At 73.5% G+C, this 20248-nt stretch carries 16 protein-coding genes; 7 read left to right on the top strand and 9 right to left on the bottom strand.

What is annotated here, in order from left to right; genetic code table 11:
• Nucleotides 1-139: 139 nt before the first annotated feature.
• A complete protein-coding gene (locus tag ABT092_RS23780; protein ID WP_351247095.1) occupies nucleotides 140-1339 on the bottom strand; it encodes a globin domain-containing protein in 1200 nt (399 codons plus the stop codon).
• Between the two features lie 81 nt (nucleotides 1340-1420).
• Entirely contained in the window at nucleotides 1421-1864 is a 444-nt protein-coding gene (locus ABT092_RS23775; RefSeq protein ID WP_351247093.1) for an RrF2 family transcriptional regulator, read from the bottom strand.
• Between the two features lie 187 nt (nucleotides 1865-2051).
• Here ABT092_RS23775 and ABT092_RS23770 point away from each other — a divergent pair, with 187 nt between their 5' ends.
• Nucleotides 2052-3146 (top strand): LacI family DNA-binding transcriptional regulator, encoded by a 1095-nt coding sequence (locus ABT092_RS23770; RefSeq protein WP_351247091.1) that lies wholly within the window; start codon nucleotides 2052-2054, stop codon nucleotides 3144-3146.
• A gap of 133 nt (nucleotides 3147-3279) precedes the next feature.
• Nucleotides 3280-4194, top strand: a complete 915-nt coding sequence (locus ABT092_RS23765; protein ID WP_351247089.1) for a phosphatase PAP2 family protein — start codon at nucleotides 3280-3282, stop codon at nucleotides 4192-4194.
• 28 nt (nucleotides 4195-4222) lie between these two features.
• Here ABT092_RS23765 and ABT092_RS23760 read toward each other — a convergent pair whose 3' ends face one another.
• Nucleotides 4223-5815, bottom strand: a complete 1593-nt coding sequence (locus tag ABT092_RS23760; RefSeq protein WP_351247087.1) for an amidohydrolase — start codon at nucleotides 5813-5815, stop codon at nucleotides 4223-4225.
• 124 nt (nucleotides 5816-5939) lie between these two features.
• On the opposite strand from ABT092_RS23760, the gene ABT092_RS23755 reads away from it, so the two are divergent.
• The gene (locus tag ABT092_RS23755; protein WP_351247085.1) at nucleotides 5940-6563 is read left to right on the top strand and encodes a TetR/AcrR family transcriptional regulator; all 624 of its coding nucleotides are present in this window, start codon (nucleotides 5940-5942) and stop codon (nucleotides 6561-6563) included.
• On the opposite strand, the gene ABT092_RS23750 is transcribed toward ABT092_RS23755, so the two are convergent.
• The gene (locus ABT092_RS23750) at nucleotides 6551-9574 is read right to left on the bottom strand and encodes a bifunctional [glutamine synthetase] adenylyltransferase/[glutamine synthetase]-adenylyl-L-tyrosine phosphorylase (protein WP_351247083.1); all 3024 of its coding nucleotides are present in this window, start codon (nucleotides 9572-9574) and stop codon (nucleotides 6551-6553) included. The genes ABT092_RS23755 and ABT092_RS23750 overlap by 13 nt on opposite strands.
• A 392-nt stretch (nucleotides 9575-9966) precedes the next feature.
• On the opposite strand from ABT092_RS23750, the gene glnA2 reads away from it, so the two are divergent.
• Both glnA2 and ABT092_RS23740 read left to right on the top strand, forming a co-directional pair.
• Nucleotides 9967-11328, top strand: a complete 1362-nt coding sequence (gene glnA2, locus ABT092_RS23745; protein ID WP_351247081.1) for a gamma-glutamylpolyamine synthetase GlnA2 — start codon at nucleotides 9967-9969, stop codon at nucleotides 11326-11328.
• A gap of 85 nt (nucleotides 11329-11413) precedes the next feature.
• Nucleotides 11414-13180 (top strand): NAD+ synthase, encoded by a 1767-nt coding sequence (locus ABT092_RS23740; protein ID WP_351247079.1) that lies wholly within the window; start codon nucleotides 11414-11416, stop codon nucleotides 13178-13180.
• 49 nt (nucleotides 13181-13229) lie between these two features.
• On the opposite strand, the gene ABT092_RS23735 is transcribed toward ABT092_RS23740, so the two are convergent.
• On the bottom strand, nucleotides 13230-13997 hold the full coding sequence (locus tag ABT092_RS23735; RefSeq protein ID WP_351247077.1) for a GntR family transcriptional regulator: 768 nt from the start codon (nucleotides 13995-13997) through the stop codon (nucleotides 13230-13232).
• Nucleotides 13998-14002: 5 nt separating this feature from the next.
• Entirely contained in the window at nucleotides 14003-14545 is a 543-nt protein-coding gene (locus tag ABT092_RS23730; RefSeq protein WP_351247075.1) for a GntR family transcriptional regulator, read from the bottom strand.
• 280 nt (nucleotides 14546-14825) lie between these two features.
• Here ABT092_RS23730 and ABT092_RS23725 point away from each other — a divergent pair, with 280 nt between their 5' ends.
• Entirely contained in the window at nucleotides 14826-15374 is a 549-nt protein-coding gene (locus ABT092_RS23725) for a hypothetical protein (protein WP_351247073.1), read from the top strand.
• Between the two features lie 127 nt (nucleotides 15375-15501).
• On the opposite strand, the gene ABT092_RS23720 is transcribed toward ABT092_RS23725, so the two are convergent.
• The 3 genes from ABT092_RS23720 to ABT092_RS23710 form a co-directional block, all read right to left on the bottom strand.
• Nucleotides 15502-16533 (bottom strand): endonuclease/exonuclease/phosphatase family protein, encoded by a 1032-nt coding sequence (locus ABT092_RS23720; protein WP_351247071.1) that lies wholly within the window; start codon nucleotides 16531-16533, stop codon nucleotides 15502-15504.
• Nucleotides 16534-16727: 194 nt separating this feature from the next.
• Nucleotides 16728-17324: a TetR/AcrR family transcriptional regulator gene (locus tag ABT092_RS23715; RefSeq protein WP_351247069.1), complete on the bottom strand. Its 597-nt coding sequence runs from the start codon at nucleotides 17322-17324 to the stop codon at nucleotides 16728-16730.
• Nucleotides 17325-17462: 138 nt separating this feature from the next.
• Nucleotides 17463-19064, bottom strand: coding sequence for an MFS transporter (locus ABT092_RS23710; protein WP_351247067.1), 1602 nt, complete (start codon nucleotides 19062-19064; stop codon nucleotides 17463-17465).
• A gap of 190 nt (nucleotides 19065-19254) precedes the next feature.
• Between ABT092_RS23710 and panB the strand changes: the two genes are divergently transcribed.
• Nucleotides 19255-20139, top strand: coding sequence for a 3-methyl-2-oxobutanoate hydroxymethyltransferase (gene panB / locus ABT092_RS23705; RefSeq protein ID WP_351247065.1), 885 nt, complete (start codon nucleotides 19255-19257; stop codon nucleotides 20137-20139).
• Nucleotides 20140-20248: the final 109 nt, after the last annotated feature.

Below are 20248 nucleotides of genomic sequence, written 5' to 3'. Positions count from 1 at the left end.
GGCGCCTCCACGAAATCTCTTGCGGAAAGCATGCGCAAGGATTTGCACTTCCATGCCTGCCCGGGGCCGCCCGCCTCCGACGGGGTGGACTTCGCGCCACCGGGTCGGGCCCGCGGGGTGCGGGCCCGACCGCGGGCGGTCAGTCCTGGCCGAGCCAGAGGTCCGGGCCGAACACCTCGTAGTGGACGGACCGGGCGGGCACTCCGCAGCGCAGCAGGTCGCTGCGGAAGGAGCGCAGGAAGGGCAGCGGGCCGCACAGGTAGGCGGTGACGCCTTCGGGCAGGTCGAGGACGCCGGCGTCGGCCAGTCCGGTCCGGGCGGGGGTGCCGGTGTCGGGACCGGGGTCCTCGTACCAGAGGTGCAGGGCGGCGTGCGGAAGCCGGTCGACCAGGGCGAGTTGTTCGGCGCGGTGGGCGTGGGAGCCGGGGCTGCGGTCGGCGTGGACGACGGTCACCGGGCGGGTGGGGGCGGTGGTGGCGAGGTGGTCGAGCATGGCGAGCATGGGGGTGCAGCCGATGCCGGCGGAGGCGAGGAGCAGGGGGCCGTCGCCGGGGGGCAGGACCAGGTCGCCGAAGGGGGCGGAGACGGTGAGCACGTCGCCGGGGCGGGCGTGCGCGTGGAGGTGGTGGGAGACCTCGCCGTCCGGGTCGGGGCCGCCGTCGACCCGTTTGACGGTGATGCGCCAGTGGTCGCGGCCGGGCGCGGCGGAGAGGCTGTACTGGCGGATCTGGTGGGCGCCGTCGGGGAGTTCGACCTGGACGCTGACGTACTGCCCGGGGCGGAAGGGGGCGAGCGGGAGGCCGTCCGCGGGGCGCAGGCCGAAGGAGACGGTGTCGGGGGTCTCGGCGTGCCGTTCGACGATCGTCATGGGGCGCCGGACCGTGCCGCCCGCGGTGCCGCTCTCCTCGTAGAGGCGGGCCTCGACGGCGATGAGGGCGTGGGCCATCAGCCAGTACACCTCGTCCCAGGCGGCGCCGACCTCGGGGGTGACGGCCTCGCCGAGCACCTCGGCTATCGCCTCGAACAGGTGCTGGTGGACGATCTTGTACTGCTCGGGGGTGACGCCGAGCGAGGCGTGTTTGTGGGCGATCCGCTGGAGCAGGGCGTCCGGGCGCTCGTCGGGGCGTTCCAGCAGCATGCCGGCGAAGGCGGCGATGGAGCCGGCGAGGGCCTGCTTCTGGGTGCCGCTGGCCTGGTTGCCGCGGTTGAAGAGGTCCCGCAGGAGGGTCGGGTGGGCCTCGAAGAGCTTGCGGTAGAAGAGGTCGGTGATGTCGGTGATGTGGGCACCGACCACCGGGAGGGTGGCGCGGACGATCGGAACGGACCGTGCTGAGAGCACAACGACTCCTCGTCGGTTAATTGGTAAAGGATCTTCGTATTCACGCGATCGACGGATGCGATCGCGCACCCCGGGTGCGGCTCAGGGACGCGGTCGCCCGACCAGGCCGAGCAGCACCGGCCCGGTGGGGGGTGCCGCGAGTTCGCCCACGGTCAGCGGATCGAGCGAGGCGTAGAAGGCGTTCTGCGCCTCGCGCAGCGCCCGGCGGAGCCGACAGGCCCCCCGCAACGGACAGGGCGAGTCCCCCTCGCACTCCACGACCTCCCCCTCGCCTTCCAGGTCACGGACGAGTTGACCGACCGAGGTGTGCCGCCCGGCCGCGGTGAGCGCGAGCCCCCCGCCGCGCCCCCGGCGCGCTTCGACCACACCCAGGTGCTGGAGCCGGGCGACGGCCTTCGCCAGGTGGGTGTAGGGCACGTCCATGGCCTCGGACACCTCGCGCGTGGTGAGCGGAGCGCCGCCCTCCGAGGCGGCGAGGCTCATCACGGCACGGAGGGCCAGGTCGGTGAACTTGGTCAAGCGCATGCCGGGACGCTATCAAATAGGCATGTCATCTTCTTATTTGGGGGGTCGCTTTCGGACACGGCCGGGAAACCACTGACCTCACCCGCGGTCCCCGCCCCCTCCCGCTGCGTATACGTTGGGCGCGCGGGCGCCGACCGCCGCGCCCATGACGCACGTTCGCCCGTCCGGCACGATCCGAGGGAGCCCGATGAGTCAGCAGCCCACGGCGAGCCCCGCCCCGGCGCCCGCCCCGCCCCCGACCGCGCGGCTCGCCGACATCGCGGCGCGGGTGGGGGTCAGCGAGGCGACCGTCAGCCGGGTGCTCAACGGGCGGCCCGGGGTCGCCGCGGCCACCCGCCGCTCGGTGCTCGCCGCCCTCGACGGGCTCGGCTACGAGCGGCCGGCCCGGCTGCGGGCCCGCAGCGCCGGACTGGTCGGCCTGATCATCCCGGAGCTGGACAACCCGATCTTCCCGGCGCTCGCCCAGGTGATCGGCCAGGCCCTGACCCGACAGGGCTACACCCCGGTGCTCGCCACCCAGACCCCGGGCGGCTCCTCCGAGGACGAACTCACCGACCTGCTGGTGGAACGCGGGGTGCGCGGCATCATCTACGTGTCCGGGCTGCACTCCGACACCACCGCCGACCCCGGCCGCTACGAACGGCTGCGCGTCCAGGGCGTGCCCTTCGTCCTGGTCGACGGGTTCGCACCGGGCGTGCGCGCCCCGTTCATCTCCCCCGACGACCGGGCGGCGATGCGGTTGGCCGTCACGCACCTGGTCTCCCTGGGGCACGTCCGGATCGGACTGGCGCTCGGACCGGTCCGGTTCGTGCCCGTGCAGCGCAAGATCGAGGGCTTCGTCCGCGCGGTGCGCGAACAGCTCGGCCTGGACGAGGACGAGATCACCGGACGGCTGATCGCGCACTCCCTGTTCTCGGTGGAGGGCGGCCAGGCCGCGGCCGGCACCCTGCTGGACCGGGGGTGCACGGCGCTGGTGTGCGCCAGCGACCTGATGGCCCTGGGCGCGGTGCGCGCCGCCCGGCAGCGGGGCCGCGCGGTCCCCGGCGAGGTGTCCGTCGTCGGATTCGACGACTCCCCGCTGATGGCGTTCACCGATCCCCCGCTCACCACCGTCCGCAAGCCCGTGCCCGCGATGGGTCAGGCCGCGGTGCGCGCCCTGCTGGAGGAGATCGACGCGTCGCCGGCCCCGCACAGCGAGTTCGTGTTCCAACCGGAACTGGTGGTCCGCGGCTCCACCGGATCCGCCCCGGGGCGCAACCCCCGCCGGCCCGAGGACGTCTAGCACTCCGAACGCCCCGGGGCGGCCACCAGCGCCGACGCGGAGGGGGCGCGAGCACGAGGGGGCAACGGGGTGCGGGACGGGACCGTCCGGGGGATGATCGGACTGACCAGGTCATCTGGCAGACTCTTCCCCCATGGGTGAGACGACCGTGACACAACTGGAAGGCCGACAGCAGGCCACCAGCGGGCAACCCGGTACCGCTCCCCAGGACGGTGCCGCGCCCGCGGACCGGCACGAGGACACCGCGGCGCCGCACGGGACGGACTCCCGCGGACCGCTCGGTCCGCGCCGACTGCTCGACCGGATGCGGGCTCCGCGCCGTCCCCGGCTCTGGTTCGAGGTCCTGCTGATCGCCATCAGCTACTGGACGTACTCGCTGGTCCGCAACGCCGTGCCCGAGCAGAAGGCACAGGCGATGCGGAACGCCCACTGGATCTGGGACGTCGAGCAGAGCATGGGACTGGCCTTCGAGAAGGCCGTCAACCACGCCGTGGACTCGGTGACCTGGCTCGTCGTGGGGATGAACTACTACTACGCCACGCTGCACTTCATCGTGACGCTGGGTGTGCTGGTGTGGCTGTTCCGCAGCCATCCCGGCCGCTACGCGGCGACCCGCACCGTGCTCTTCGCCACCACGGGGGTGGCCCTGCTCGGCTACTACCTGTACCCGTTGGCGCCCCCGCGGCTGATGACCGGCGGCGGCTTCATCGACACCGTCCTGGTCCACGAGACCTGGGGGTCGATGGCCTCCGGGGACCTGAAGAACATGTCCAACCAGTACGCGGCCATGCCGTCCATGCACATCGGCTGGTCGCTGTGGTGCGGGCTCACCCTGTACTTCCTGGCCCGGGTGCCCTGGGTGAAGGTGCTGGGCCTGTTGTACCCGGTGCTCACCCTGGTCGTCATCGTCGCCACCGCCAACCACTTCTGGCTGGACGCGGTCGGCGGGATGGTCTGCCTCGCCTTCGGCTACGGCGTGGCCCGCGCCTGGTACGGCCGCTGGCCCTCGGAGCTGCCCCGGCTCGTACCGAACGACCGGACCGGCTGACCCCGGCCCGGCCGTCCGGCGGCCGGGCTCAACCCCGGTGGACGACGCGCCCCGCCACGGTGGTCAGCACCACCGGCGCCCCGGCCACCTCGTCGGCGGGGGCCGCCACCGGGTCCACTCCGAACGCCGTCAGATCGGCCCGGTGACCCGGGGCGATCCGGCCGGCCTCCCGCTCCTCCCCCGCCGCGAGCGCGGCATGGGAGGTGAGCCCCTCCAAGGCCATCAGCCCGGTGAGCCCGGACCGGGCGGCGGCGGCCCCGCGCGGGGAACGGGCGGTGGCCAGCACCCCGCGCGCGTCGAAGGACGCGATCGGCCAGTCCGAGCCGAGGGCCACCACCGCGCCCGCGTCCCGCAGGTCCCGCACCCGCCAGGCCCGCCCGGCGCGCTCGGGCCCCAGCCGCCGGGACCACTCGTCACCGTGGTCGGCCCGGGTGTAGGCGCTGTGCGGCGGCTGCATCGAAGCGATGACGCCGAGGGCGGCGAAGCGCGGCACCAGGGCGTCCGGCACGGTCTCGACGTGCTCGATCCGGTGCCGCATCCGGCCGCCCGGGCCGAGCGACCCCACGGTGTCCAACACGTGTCCGACCGCCGCGTCCCCGATGGCGTGGGTGATGGTGCGGACCCCGGCCCCGTGCAGGTACCGCACCGCCGCCGCGTACGCCCCGGGGTCGGGCCACAGCGCCTCGGTGCCCTGTCCGTGGCGGTCCGGGTGCTCCAGCCAGGCGGTGCCGCCCTCGACCGTGCCGTCCATGAAGAACTTCACCCCGCCCACCCGCCAGTCGGGCCCGTGCCTGCCCTGGAGGGCGACCAACGCGTCCAGGGCGTCCCGGTCGGCGCCGGGCATGCACCAGGGCGCCAACCGCAACCGCAACGGCAGCCCGTCGGCCTCCTCGGCCACCGCGGCCAGCAGCTCCAGGTCACCGAGGTCCATCACCTGGGCCCCGGTCAGCCCGGTGGCGGCCATGGCGTGCAGCAGGTCCAGCAGCCGGGCCCGGCGCTCGGCGCGCGGCAGCCGGGGCAGGACCGGGGTCAGCAGGTCCATCGCGGCGTGCTCGATCAGATGGCCGGTGGGTCCGTCCGCGTCGCACACCACCTCGGCCCGCTGGCCGAACTCGCGGGGGCCGGTGATCCCGGCCGCGGCCAGGGCGGCCCCGCTGGCCAGTGCGGAGTGGCCGTCGTACAGGCGCAGCAGGGTCGGCGCACCCCCCACCGCCTCCTCGATCGCGGTGCGGTGCGGCGCCGCCCCGCCGAAGGCGTTGTGGTCCAGGCCCCAGCCGAGCACCCACCCCCCGATCCGGTCCGCGCCGGCGAGCGCCGCCCGCAACCCGGCCGGGTCGGTGACCCCGCTCAGGTCGACCCCGGTGGCCAGCTCCAACCCCCACACCGGGTGGCTGTGGGCGTCGGTGAGCCCCGGCACGAGGGTCGCCCCGGCCAGGTCCACCACCTCGGTGCCGCTGCCGCGCCAGTCACGGACCTCGTCCGGCGCGCCCACCGCGACGATCCGGCCGGCCCGGACGGCGACCGCGGCGTCCTCGCTGACCGGGGGCAGGGCGGGATCGAGGGTACGGACCCGGGCCCCGGTCAGCACGAGGTCGGCGGTGCAGGCGGCGGGGTCCGGCATGACGGCTCCTTCTCTCCGCGACAGAAACCTAAAGCCTGTCGGTTCCAGCACGGTAACCTGTGCCCGAGCGATCCGGAAGGTCGGACTCCGCTCCCTTTGACCTCCCCCAGGAAGGCCCCACGGCATGGCACGACCCCGCACCCCGCTACTGGACCGGGACCGGATCACCACGGCCGCACTGGAACTGGTCGACGCCCGGGGCGACTTCAGCGTGCCGCAGATCGCCGCCCGGCTCGGGGTGCGCACCGCCTCCGTCTACCACCACGTCGACGGGCGGGACGGGATCGTGGAACTGCTCCGGGAGCGGATCACCGACGCCATCGACCCCGCCACCCTCGACGAGGAGCCCTGGGACCGGGCGGTGGCCGCCTGGGCCCGCTCCTACCGCGCCGCCTTCGCCGCGCACCCCCGGGCGATCCCCCTGCTGACCGCCTCGCCGGTGCGGGCGGCGGGCGTCCTCGACCAGTACGAACGCGCGGTGGTCCGACTGTTGGCGGCCGGCTTCCCACTGCCCGAGGTGCTGCCGGTGGTCGTGGCACTGGAGAACCTGGTCCTGGGGTCGGCCCTCGACCTGGCCGCTCCGGAGACGATGTGGGAACCGCCCGCGGGGGCGCGCACCCCGCAGCTCGCCCGCGCCCTGGCCGCGGTCGGCCCGGACCGGGCCGACCGGGCCTTCGAGCTGGCCCTGACCGGCTTCCTCACCCGGGCCGCCGCACTGCGGGGGCCGGCCGCGCCTCAGGAACCGTAGAAGACCTCGTCCACCACCGCACGGGCCCGCCGGGTGGTGCGGCGGTAGGCGTCCAGGAGTTCGCCCACCTGCCCCGGGCCGTAGCCCAGGTACCGGCCCACCGCGGCGAGCTCGCGACCGTCCGAGGGGAAGGTGTCGCCCGCCCGGCCGCGCACCAGCATCACCGCGTTGCGCACCCGGGAGGCCAGCACCCACGCCTCGTCCAGCACCTCGGCGTCCGGACCGTCCAGCAGCCCCGCCGCGGTCGCCGCGGCCAGTGCCGGGCGGGTCCGGGTGGTGCGCAGGCCCGGCTCCGACCAGCCGTGCCGCAGTTGCAGCAGTTGCACCGTCCACTCCACGTCGGACAGGCCCCCGCGGCCCAGCTTGGTGTGCAGGGTGGGGTCGGCGCCCCGGGGCAGGCGCTCGGACTCCATCCGCGCCTTCAGCCGCCGGATCTCGCGCACCGCGTCCGGTCCGATGCCCTCCGCCGGATAGCGCAGGGGGTCGACCAGTTCCATGAACCGCTGCCCCAACTCGGCGTCCCCGGCGACCGGTTCGGCCCGCAGCAGGGCCTGCGACTCCCACACCAGCGACCAGCGCCGGTAGTAGGCGGCGTACGAACCGAGGGTGCGCACAAGCGGCCCGCTCTTGCCCTCCGGACGCAGGTCCGCGTCGATCAGCAGCGGCGGGTCCGCGCTGGGGATCTGGAGCAGGCGCCGCACCTCGGCGACCACGGTGGCCGCGGCCTTGGCGGCGGTCTGCTCGTCCACCCCCGGACGGGGCTCGTGGACGAACAGCACGTCGGCGTCGGAGCCGTAGGAGAGTTCGTGCCCGCCGAAGCGGCCCATGCCGATGACCGCGAACCGGGTGGGCAGCTCCTCGCCCCACCCCGCGCGCACCACGGCGCGCAGGGTGCCCGCGATGGTCGCCGCGGTCAGGTCGGAGACGGCCCCGCCGACCAGGTCCACCAGGGCGCCCTGGTCGGCGACGGCCGGGGCCTCCTCGGTGCCGTAGGAGGCGACGATGTCGGCGGCGGCGGTGCGCAGCAGCTCGCGGCGGCGCATGCCGCGGGCGGCGGCCACCGCCTGCTCCGCCCCGTCCGCGCGCCGGACGGCCGCGAGCACCTCCTGCTCCAGCGGCTCCCGACCGCGCGGCCGCAGCCCGCTGGCGTCGCCGAGCAGGGCCACCGCCTCCGGGGCCCGCATCAGCAGGTCCGGGGCGAGCCGACCGGCGGACAACACCCGGGCCAGGTTCTCCGCGGCGGCCCCCTCGTCCCGCAGCAGCCGCAGGTACCAGGGGGTCTTGCCGAGCGCGTCGGAGACCTTGCGGAAGTTCAACAGGCCGGCGTCCGGGTCGGCGGAGTCGGCGAACCAGCCCAACAGCACGGGCAGCAGGGTGCGCTGGATGGCCGCCTTGCGGCTGACCCCGGAGGCCAACGCCTCCAGGTGCCGCAGTGCCGCGGCCGGATCGGCGTAGCCGAGGGCCACCAGCCGTTCCCGGGCCGCCTCGGTGCTCAGCCGGGTCTCCCCGGGCGCCAGTTGGGCGACGGCGTCCAGGAGGGGGCGGTAGAACAGCTTCTCGTTGAGGCGCCGCACCACCGAGGTGTGGCGGCGCCAGGCCCGGTCGAGTTCGGTGATGGGCTCGGTGCGCATGCCCAGCGAGCGCCCTATGCGCCGCTGGTCGGCCTCGCCCTCGGGGACCAGGTGGGTGCGGCGCAGCCGGAACAGTTGGATGCGGTGTTCCAGGGTGCGCAGGAAGCGGTAGGCGTCGTCGAGCTGGGCGGCGTCGACCCGGCCCACGTACCCGCCGCGGGCCAGGGCGGCCAGCGCGTCCAGGGTGGTGCCGCTGCGCAGCGAGGTGTCGGCCCGGCCGTGCACCAGTTGGAGCAGTTGCACGGCGAACTCGACGTCCCGCAGCCCGCCGGGGCCGAGCTTGAGTTCGCGGTCCACCTCGCCGGCCGGGATGTTCTCGATCACCCGGCGGCGCATCTTCTGCACGTCGGCGACGAAGTTGTCGCGCTCCGCGGCCTGCCACACCAGGGGGGCGAGGGTGGCGACGTACCGGGCGCCCAGTTCCTCGTCGCCGGCGACCGGGCGGGCCTTCAGCAGCGCCTGGAACTCCCAGGTCTTCGCCCAGCGCTGGTAGTAGGCGAGGTGGCTGGAGAGGGTGCGCACCAGCGGACCGTTGCGGCCCTCGGGACGGAGGTTGGCGTCGACGGGCCAGATGGTCCCCTCGACGGTGGTCTCCGAGCAGATCCGCATCAGGTGGGCGGCGAGCCGGGTCGCGGCCTGGAGCGCCGCGGTCTCGTCGCCGTCCTCGGTGCCGGCGGCCGGTTCGGCGACGAAGATGACGTCCACGTCGGAGACGTAGTTCAGCTCGTGGCCGCCGGTCTTGCCCATGGCGATCACGGCCAGCCGGCAGCGCGCCGCGTCCTCGGGGCCGGCCGCGGAGGCGATGGCGAGGGCCGCGCGCAGGGTCGCCGTCGCCAGGTCGGCGAGTTCGGCGGCGGTCTGGGCCACGTCGGTGGTGGTGCCGCACACGTCCCGGGCGGCGATCGACAGCAGGCAGCGCCGGTAGGCGACCCGCAGCGAGACCGGGTCGGTGGCGGCGGCCAGCCCCCGTTCGAACTCCGCCACCCCGGGGTGCAGGTCCTGGGCCTCGTAGGTGGTAAGGGCGCGCCAGTCGCCGGGGTGGCGGGCCAGGTGGTCGGCGAGCGCCTCGGAGGCGCCGAGCACCCCGAGCAGCCGGTCCCGCAGGGGTTTGGCGGTGAGCAGGGTGTCGAGCAGTTCCCGGTGGTCGAGTTCGTCCGGTTGGGCCTCGACCAGGCGGACGAGTCCGACCAGGGCGAGGTCCGGGTCGGCGGTGCGGCCGAGTGCGTCCAGCAGCACCGGATCGGCGCGCGCCGGGGCCAGGGCCTCCCCGTCGAGCAGCCGCTCGGCGGTGGAGGGGTCGGTGAAGCCGTGCCTGAGCAGGCGCGTGAAGGTGCTGCTGCGGCGTCCGCTCGACACCGGCGGCCCCGACGGCACCGTCATCCGTCCGTCCCCCTGTTCCGTTCCGTCCGTGCTGTTCGCCCTGGTCCGTACTGCGGTGTTGCGGGGGTGCCCCGTGCTCCGCGGCGGCCGGTCCCCGTCCGACGGAAGATCACACCGCACGCCGAGCCTACGTCCTCGGCCCCGGGTTCCGCCCCAGGGCACCGCCCCGGACGCGTCCGGCGCCCGGCCGCTCCCCGGGTGGCGGGTCCGACCGTTACGGAGACCCGGATCAGCAGGCACTATGGGCACAGAGCCACGGAGGGGCACCCGGCCGCGGACCTGCGCCGGGCGCCCGCAACGTGCCGGAAACCGTGTGGTGGGATGCTCGTGACGGGGCCTGTCCCATGGCACCGGAGCACGCGGCCCGACCAGCAAGGATGGGGAAGTCGACAATGGACAAGCAGCAGGAATTCGTGCTCCGCACGCTGGAGGAGCGCGACATCCGGTTCGTACGCCTGTGGTTCACGGACGTGCTGGGCTTCCTGAAGTCCGTCGCGGTCGCGCCCGCAGAGCTCGAACAGGCCTTCGACGAGGGCATCGGCTTCGACGGCTCCGCCATCGAGGGCTTCGCCCGGGTGTACGAGTCCGACATGATCGCCAAGCCCGACCCGGGCACCTTCCAGGTGCTGCCGTGGCGGGCGGAGGCGCCGGGCACCGCCCGGATGTTCTGCGACATCCTGATGCCGGACGGCTCCCCGTCCTTCGCGGACCCGCGCTACGTGCTCAAGCGGGCCCTGGCCAAGACCTCGGACCTGGGCTTCACCTTCTACACCCACCCCGAGATCGAGTTCTTCCTGTTGAAGGACCGGCCGCTGGACGGCTCCCGGCCCACCCCCGCCGACAACTCCGGCTACTTCGACCACACCCCGCAGAACGTCGGCATGGACTTCCGCCGGCAGGCCATCACCATGCTGGAGTCGATGGGCATCTCGGTGGAGTTCAGCCACCACGAGGGCGCTCCGGGACAGCAGGAGATCGACCTGCGGTACGCGGACGCGCTCTCCACGGCGGACAACATCATGACCTTCCGGCTGGTGATGAAGCAGGTGGCGCTGGAGCAGGGGGTGCAGGCCACGTTCATGCCCAAGCCGTTCTCCGAGCACCCGGGCTCCGGGATGCACACCCACCTCTCCCTGTTCGAGGGCGACCGCAACGCGTTCTACGAGTCGGGCGCCGAGTACCAGCTCTCCAAGGTGGGCCGGTCCTTCATCGCCGGCCTGCTGCGGCACGCGGCGGAGATCTCCGCGGTGACCAACCAGTGGGTGAACTCGTACAAGCGGATCTGGGGCGGTTCGGAGCGCACCGCGGGCGCCGGCGGCGAGGCCCCCTCGTACATCTGTTGGGGCCACAACAACCGTTCGGCGTTGATCCGGGTGCCCATGTACAAGCCGGGCAAGACCGGTTCGGCGCGGGTGGAGGTCCGCTCCCTGGACTCGGGGGCGAACCCGTACCTCTCCTACGCGGTGCTGCTGGCCGCGGGCCTCAAGGGCATCGAGGAGGGGTACGAGCTGCCGCCGGGCGCCGACGACGACGTCTGGGCCCTGTCGGACGGGGAGCGGCGGGCGATGGGCATCGAGCCGCTGCCGCAGAACCTGGGCGAGGCGATCCGGTTGATGGAGCGCAGCGAGCTGGTCGCCGAGACGCTCGGCGAACACGTGTACGACTTCTTTCTGCGGAACAAGAAGTCCGAGTGGGAGGAGTACCGCTCCGAGGTCACCGCCTTCGAGCTGCGGAAGAACCTGCCGGTGCTGTAGGCCCTCGGGAGGGTCCGGGCCCCGCCGGCCCGGGCGGGGCGGAGCCCGCAGGACATCGCGTCGGAGTGACGATTACACTGGGGGCGTGCCTCAACTACGCCTAGCCCTGAACCAGGTCGACTCCACGGTCGGCGCCCTCGCCAGCAACGCCGACGCCGTGCTCCGGTGGACCCGGCACGCCGCCGGCCAGGGGGCCCATCTCATCGCGTTCCCGGAAATGGTCCTCACCGGCTACCCCGTCGAGGACCTGGCGCTGCGCTCCTCCTTCGTGGAGGCGTCCCGGGCGGCCCTGCGGGACCTCGCCCGCCGGCTCGCCGAGGAGGGCTTCGGCGGGATCCCGGTGGTCGTCGGCTACCTCGACCGCTGCGAGACGGCGCAGCCCAAGTACGGCCAGCCGGCGGGCGCCCCGCAGAACGCGGCGGCCGTGCTGCACGGCGGCGAGGTGGTGCTGACCTTCGCCAAGCACCACCTGCCCAACTACGGCGTGTTCGACGAGTTCCGGTACTTCGTGCCGGGCGACACGCTGCCCGTGGTGCGGGTGCACGGGGTGGACGTGGCCCTCGCGATCTGCGAGGACCTGTGGCAGGACGGCGGCCGGGTGCCGGCCGCCCGGTCCGCGGGCGCCGGACTGCTGCTGTCGATCAACGCCTCCCCCTACGAGCGGAACAAGGACGACACCCGTCTGGAGCTGGTGCGCAAGCGCGCCCAGGAGGCGGGGTGCACCACGGCGTACCTGGCCATGATGGGCGGACAGGACGAGTTGGTGTTCGACGGCGACTCGATCGTGGTGGACCGGGACGGCGAGGTGATCGCCCGGGCCCCCCAGTTCGCCGAGGGCTGCGTGGTGCTGGACCTCGACCTGCCGGCGGCGGCCGACGAGCCCCCCTCCGGCGTGGTGGACGACGGACTGCGCATCGACCGCCGCACGCTCTCCGCCGACCCCCTGCCGCCCTACGAGCCGGAGCAGGACGGCGGGTACGCGGAGCGCCTGGACGACGACGAGGAGGTCTACTCGGCGCTGGTCGTGGGCCTGCGCGCCTACGTCGCGAAGAACGGCTTCCGCTCGGTGCTGATCGGGCTCTCCGGCGGCATCGACTCGGCGTTGGTGGCGGCCCTGGCCTGCGACGCCCTGGGCGCGGAGCACGTGTACGGGGTGTCCATGCCCTCCAAGTACTCCTCGGAGCACTCCAAGGAGGACGCGGCGGAGCTGGCCCGCCGCACCGGGCTGCACTTCCGCACGGTGTCGATCGCGCCGATGTTCGACGCCTACATGGAGTCCCTGGGGCTGACCGGGCTGGCGGAGGAGAACCTCCAGTCCCGACTGCGCGGCACCCTGTTGATGGCGATCTCCAACCAGGAGGGCCACATCGTGCTGGCCCCGGGCAACAAGTCCGAGCTGGCCGTGGGGTACTCCACGCTGTACGGGGACTCGGTGGGCGCCTACGGACCGATCAAGGACGTGTACAAGACGACCGTGTTCCGGCTCGCCGAGTGGCGCAACCGGGCGGCCGTCGAGCGCGGCGAGACCCCGCCGATCCCCGAGAACTCCGTCACCAAGCCGCCCAGCGCCGAACTCCGCCCGGACCAGGTGGACACCGACTCGCTGCCGGACTACCCGGTGCTGGACGCGATCCTGGAACGGTACGTCGACCGGGACCAGGGCGCGGACACGATCGTGGCGGCCGGCTTCGACGCGGAGCTGGTGACGAAGACCCTGCGGATGGTGGACACCGCCGAGTACAAGCGGCGCCAGTACCCGCCGGGGACGAAGACCTCCGCCAAGGGCTTCGGCAAGGACCGGCGGCTGCCGATCACCAACCGGTGGCGGGAGTCGGGGCACGCCCCGGAGTGAACCGGCGCGCCCGGGGCCTCGCCCCGGGCGCGGACGAGGGAGCGGACCCCTACGCGAACTCGTACTGCAATTCGTACAGGTGGCCCGCCTTCACCATCACGGTCACCTCGATCGGGCGTTCGCCGTCGCTGTACACGGTCCGGAGCGTGCGCAGGACCGGCAGGTCCGTCGGCAGGCGCAACGCCTCGTACTGGGCCTGGGTGGGCACGCGAGCCGACACGCGGTCCACGGTGCGCCTGGGCGGATATCCCATGCCGGCCAGCAGAGCCGGCGTCCCGCCCCGGATCCTCCGGGCCTCCGACAGGGCGGTGCCCTGCGCGAGGTCGAGAGGGTAGTACGACGAGACCAGTTCGGCGGGTTCCCCACCGTGCAGCAGGAGTTGCTTCCGCTCGATCGCCGTCCCGGTCCCGACGGGACCCAGCCGCTCGGCGACATCGTGCGGTGGCCGCACCTCTGCCACGCCCAGGAGTTGGACGCTGCCGTCCTTCCCCCGCTCGGCGGCCTCGGCGAGCCACGGGTGGGGCTCGCCGGGGCCGGCGGGGCGTCCGAAACGTGCCGGGGACACCGTCTCCTGCCGGTGTTCGCGGACGGTCACCCCCGAGCCCGCACGACCGATGACCAGGCGTTCGTCCTTCAACACCTGCAAAGCCTTCTGCACGGTGGCGTTCGACGCGCCGAACCGCTCCTTCAGGCGCTGCGTGGAGGGGAGGTTGGTGGCGGGCGCCAGGACACCGGACATGATCTCGTCACGCAGATCCGCAGCGATGCGCTCATGCAGGGGACGCCGGTCGAAGGTCTCTTCAGGATCCTTGGGCATGTCGGTCAGCCCACCCTCATCTCGTAGCTGAGCCCATGGGCGGTGGCCGGGAAAACCGACACGTCGACCTGGAACGGGACGCCCCGGGCGTCCGCGGTGACCCGGGTCAAGGTCAGGACCGGGGCACCGGGTCCCGTTGCCAGCAACTCCTGTTCACGGACGTCCGGCATGCGTGCGCGCACCACTTCGCGCACGGCGTGGGCGACGTATCCGAGCTCCGCCAACAACGTGACGGCTCCCCCGGGGATCTTCGATGTCTCCGCCAGTCGAGTGCCCCGGGCGAGGTCCGCCGGATAGTAGGTGTCGGTCAGCTCCGTGGCCTCCCCGTCGAGGAGGATGACCCGCTGACGGACGATCACCTCCGCCGCTTCGTCGAGCCCCAGCAGGTCCGCCACCTCGCCTGAGGCCCGGACCTCCCCGGCCAGCACGACGCGCTGCGTCCCCTTGCGCCCCCTGGCCGCCGCCTCGGCGGTCCAGGCATCGGCCTGACCCGCGGCACGGGGCGACAGATACGGCACGGAAGCCTGCGTCCACCCACCTTCAGGCACGAGGTCCTCTCCTTCCACGACGTTCCGAAACCTTGCCGCTTCGCACGGCAAGTGTCCCACCCCCCTCCTCACCTTGCCGCCTTTCGCGAATAGCGATACGTTCTTCGGTGCCGGTTCGGACCGGTGAAACACAGCAAGGCCCACCTGGAAGGAGAGCCCGCGTGCGGCAGAGTGCGAGCGTCACCCGGAGCGGGGCGGACGGCCCCGAATTGCCGGTGGACAGGCCGAGGGCCCTCACCGCCCCGGCCGCGTCCACCCCCCTGACGGTCGGGGAGCGCGTGTGAACCGGATGCATGTCCTCGGGGCGCCGGACGGCCACCGCCCCTGGACGCCCGACGTCCAAGGGGCCGGGTCCGGTGGGAACGCGGATGCCGCCGCACGGTGGTTGCTGCTGGCTGCCGAGAGCCCGGAAGTCGCCGTTCAGGAGTGGCGGGCTCGCGGAGTGGCGCTGCTCGCCTGTGGAGGGGTCTTCGACGCGGTGCGCGCGCCCTGCGACCTGGTGCGCGTCGCGGTATCGGCAGCAGACGACATCCGGGCCGTCGGTGTCCTGCGGGCCGCTCTGGGGGGAGGCCCGATCTTCGTGGACCGCGCCACCGGGCAGGTCTATGCCTTGACCGCACCCGGCGCCTGGTCCCCGGAGCGGATCCCCCTGGTGGAACGCCTGGGGCGGGGGTGCTACCTGGGGGTTCCCCAGCTCGGCCCCGCGACTGCGCGGAGCCGAGCATGCTGGGCCGGGCCGGTGGAGCGGTACGCCTGCGCCGCTGGGCCCCTCCGCGCCCTGCTGACTCGCGGGCTGGAACTGCTCCGCGCGGCGGAGGAGCACGCATGAGGCACCTCGTCGAGCAGATGTGGCGCATCGTCGCCGTCGCCGCCCCGCGACCCTCAACCGGTGGCGCGAGTCGGGGCACGCCGCGGAGTGAGCCGGCGCGCCCGGGGCCGGCCCCGGGCGCGGAACCTCAGAGCCGGACCCGGGCCGCGACCGGGAGGTGGTCGCTGGTGGTGCGCGGCAGGGTCCAGGAGGCCATCGGCTCCACGTGCTTGACCAGGATCTGGTCGATCCGGGCCATCGGGAACGCCGCCGGCCAGGTGAAGCCGAAGCCGCTGCCCGCCGCGCCCTGGGTGGAACGCATCTGCGCGGTGACGCCGTTGAGGGCGCGGTCGTTCATGGTGCCGTTGAGGTCGCCCAGCAGGACCGTCCGCTCCAGGGGTTCGCGGGAGATGGCCTCGCCGAGCGCGTCCGCGCTCTGGTCCCGGCGGCTGGCGGTGAACCCGGCGTTCAGCTTCACCCGCACCGAGGGCAGGTGGGCCACGTACACGGCCACCGGGCCCTGGGGCGTGGTGACCGTGGTGCGCATCGCCCGGGTCCAGCCGAGCTTGATGTCGACCGGCGCGGTGTCGCTCATCGGGTACTTGCTCCAGACCCCGACCGTGCCCTCCACCTTGTGGTACGGGTACGAGTCCTCCAGGGCACGGGTGTACACGGGCACCGCCTGCGGGGTGAGTTCCTCCAGGGCGAGCACCTCCGCCCCGGAGGCGGCGACGCTGCGGGCGGTCCCGGCCGGATCGGGGTTCTCGGCGTTGACGTTGTGGCTGACGACGGTGAGGTCGCCGCCGGTGCCGGTCTTGTCGGTGACGAGCCCTCCGAAGAGGTTGACCCAGGTGACGGCGGGCACCAGGACCGCGATCAGCGCGGTGGCGGACTTGCGGACCAGGGCCAGCAGGAACAGCAGCGGCACGAACACCCCGAGCCACGGCAGGAAGGTCTCGTTGAGACTGCCGAGGCTGCCGATGGAGTTGGGGATCTGCGCGTGCAGGATCATCGCCAGCGCGACCAGGACGGCGAGCACCGCCAGCACCGCGCCGCGCCGCCAGGTGCCCCCGTCGCCGCGCCAGCCGCGGGTCAGGCGCCGCAACCGGGACGCGGGGCGGCCGCCGGTCCCCGGATCGCCGCCGCTGTCCGTCGCCGTCGCATACGTCTGCTGCGCCATTGGTCGCCTCACTGATGCCGTGCCCTTCGTTCCCGCCTGCACCCGACCCTAGGCGATGGCCCGTGGTGTTCCCGTCGTCCCGGGCGGGGGTGTGGGAACGAAGACGAGAGATGGGGCCCCGGGAGTTCCGGAGCGGCCCCGTCCGCCGCTCCGCGCCGGCGGGTCGCGCGGGAGTGCGCCCGGGCGCGGCGACCCTACTGCGCCGGGCGCAGCCCCGCCAGTAGGGCGTCCACGATCCGTGTCGCGAAGTCGTCCGGGAGGTCGCCCTCGGGGCGCAGCACGGTGCGCACCAACATCGGCCCGGCGAAGAGGTCGTTGAGGAAGTCGGCGTCGAGGTCGGCGCGGATCTCGCCGTCGGCCTGTCCACGGCGGATCACGTCGAGGGCGGTGCGGCGGCGGGGTTCGATGACGGTCGCGCGGTAGGCGGCCCAGAGCCGGGGGTGGCTCTTGATCTGGGCGTGGACGTTGTGCAGCAGGGCGGAGGAGCGCCGGGCCAGCCCCCACCGGCGTTGGGCCTCCAGCAGGGCGATCAGGTCCTCCCGGACCGAGGTGCCGGCGAGTGGGGGCTCTTCGGGTTCGACGCGGCGGATGGCGGCGACGAAGAGTTCCTCCTTGCCGGGCCAGCGGCGGTAGATGGTGGCCTTGCCGACGCCGGCGGCCCGGGCGATGCGTTCGATGCCGATGTCTGCGAGCGGCACCCCCTCCTCCAGGAGCCGCACGGCGCCCTCCAGGATCGCCTGTTCGGCCGCCTCGCTGCGGGGGCGCCCCCGCAGCGGCTTCACCTCGTCCACTGTTCCTCCGGGCCTCGTGGGACTGTGCCCCCATCTTGGCGCCTCGTGGTCCCCGAGGTGCGGGTCGCACGCGGCGGTTCCGGTGTCAGCGTCCCCGCCGCGGTCCGCGACCGGCTCTGCCGAGCTGACGCCCGCAGCTCAGGGGGTGCGTCCGGCCTCCGTCCGGGTCGGCCGCGGCACCCCGTCGGGTGCCGGTGGCCGGGGGGTGCGGGCGGGCAGGAACAGGGCGGTGACCACGGCGCCGAGCACCGCGACGGCCGCGCCCCACAGTGCGGTGGCGCCCATGGCGTGCAGGAAGGACTGGTGCGCGGCGGCCACCAGGGGCGCCCCGTCCGCCCCGAGGCGGTGCGCGGCGGCGAGGGTGGCCTCGATGGACTCGCCGGCGGTGTGCCGGGCCGCCTCCGGCAGCACGGCGAGCCCGTCCTCGACGCTGGCCCGGTAGGCGGCGGACAGCACCGAGCCCAGCACGGCGATGCCGAGGGCGCCGCCGACCTGCCGGAAGGTGCTGCTGAGGGCGGAGGCGGAGCCGGCCTTCTCCCGGGGCACCGCCTGCATGATGAGCACGTTCGTCGGGGTCACCACGTGCGCCATCCCCAGTCCCATCAGGAAGAACACCAGCTCCAGCGCCCAGAGCGGGGTCCGTTCGTCGAACACCGCGAACGAGGCCAGGGTCGCGGCCAGCAGCAGCAGTCCGGAGGTGGTGACCGCGCGGTGGCCGAACCGTTCGACGACCAGCCGGGCCCGGGGCGCGGCGAGGAGCTGCGCGATCGCCAGCGGCAGCATCAACAGGCCGGTCTCCAGCGGGGAGTGGCCGCGCACGGTCTGGAGGTAGAAGACGGAGAAGAAGGTGACGCCCATCAGCGCGAAGAAGACCAGCGCGACGGCGGTGACGGCGGCCGAGAACACCCGGTCGCGGAAGTACCGGACGTCGATGGCGGGGTGTGCGGTGCGCTTCTCGTGCCGCACGAAGAGCCACAGGGCGAGCAGCCCGGTGCCGCTGGTGGCGAGGACGACGGGGTCGGTGAAGTCGGCGAGGCGACCGCCTTCGACGATGCCGTAGACGAGCAGGGTGAGTCCGACGACGGTGAGGAGCACCCCGAGCGGGTCGACGCGCCCGGGCGCGGGGTCGCGGGACTCGGGCACCATCACCAGGATCAGGACCACCGCGACGAGCACGATGGGGACGTTGACGAGGAACGCGGAGCCCCACCAGAAGTGGTCGAGGAGCAACCCGCCGGTGACGGGGCCCACGGCGATGGCGAGGCCGACGCCGCCCGCCCAGATCCCGATGGCCTTGGGCTGTTCCTCGCGCTCGAAGACGTTCATCAGGATCGCGAGGGTCGCCGGCATCACGAAGGCGGCGCCGAGGCCCATCAGGGCGCGGTAGGCGATCAGCTCGCCGGGCGAGTCCGCGTAGGCGGCGAGCGCGGAGCAGGCCCCGAAGGCCAGCATGCCGGCGACCAGCACCTTGCGGCGGCCCAGCCGGTCGCCGAGGAGTCCGGCGGAGAAGAGGAGCCCGGCGAAGACCAGGGAGTAGGAGTTGATGGCCCACTCGATCTCGACCTGGCTGGCGCCGAGGCCCACGGGCGCGGGCGTCGAGATGGTCTTGATTGCCACGTTCAGGATCGAGTTGTCGATCACGACGACGAGCAGGCTGAGCATGAGCACGCCCAGGACGGCCCAGCGCCTACGGTGCACGGCTTCGGACACCCGCCCGGAGGGGACAGCAGGATCGGTCATGGGCCGAGCCTAGGAACCCTTCGATACGAGACGGACTCGTATCGAAATCCATGGGGAGAACTTTACGTTTCGGGGTCCGACCTGCGGGAGGACGGCCCCCGACTACCGTCCCGCGGCCCGAGGTGCCACCATGGAAACGGTCCGGAGACGCCGTCAGGGCGCTTCGAGATGACATGAAGGAGCCGTTGCGATGACGCAGCTCTCGGCTGCCCGCACCCCAGACCAGCCCCCCGTACCCCCCGACGGGGACGGCAGGACGCTGTACGGGGGCAAGGGGACGCGCCGCATCACCGTCCGGGACATCGCCCTCGCCAAGGAACGCGGCGAGAAGTGGCCCATGCTCACCGCCTACGACGCGCTGACCGCCTCCGTCTTCGACGAGAACGGCATCCCGGTGCTGCTGGTGGGCGACTCCATGGGCAACGTCCACCTCGGGTACGAGACCACCGTGCCCGTCACCATGGACGAGATGACCATGCTGTCCGCCGCCGTGGTCCGCGGCACCCGCCGGGCCCTGATCGTGGCGGACCTGCCCTTCGGTTCGTACCAGGAGGGCCCCACCCAGGCGCTGCGCAACGCGATGCGACTGGTCAAGGACGCGGGCGTGGGCGCGGTGAAGCTGGAGGGCGGCGAGCGCTCGCACCGGCAGATCGAGCTGATCGTGGAGTCCGGCATCCCCGTGATGGCGCACGTCGGGTTGACCCCGCAGTCCGTCAACACCATGGGCTACCGGGTGCAGGGCCGCGGCGATGAGGCGGCCCAGCAACTCCTGCGGGACGCCAAGGCCGTTCAGGACGCGGGCGCCTTCGCCGTGGTCCTGGAGCTGGTCCCCGCCGAACTCGCCGCCGAGGTGACCCGCACCCTGCACATCCCCACGGTGGGCATAGGCGCCGGCGCCGCCACCGACGCCCAGGTGCTGGTGGCCACTGACATGCTCGGGCTGACCGGCGGGCGCCTGCCCCGGTTCGTCAAGCAGTACGCCCAGTTGCGCTCCGTCATCGGGGACGCCGCCCGTTCCTTCGCGGACGAGGTCGTCGGCGGGGCCTTCCCGGCGGAGGAGCACTCCGTCCACTGATCCACCCGGCCGGGCGGCCCGGGCGCGCCGCCCCCGGCCCCCCCCCCCCCCCCCGCGCCACCGCGGCCCCGCCGCCCGGCCCCCCGCGCGGGGGCGGGCCCCACCGGCG

The sequence above is a fragment of the Streptomyces sp. NPDC002490 genome (assembly GCF_040296045.1).
Classification (GTDB): Bacteria; Actinomycetota; Actinomycetes; order Streptomycetales; family Streptomycetaceae; genus Streptomyces.
The sequence above is the reverse complement of the archived record's forward strand: the minus strand, read 5'-3'. Positions and strand labels throughout refer to the sequence as shown.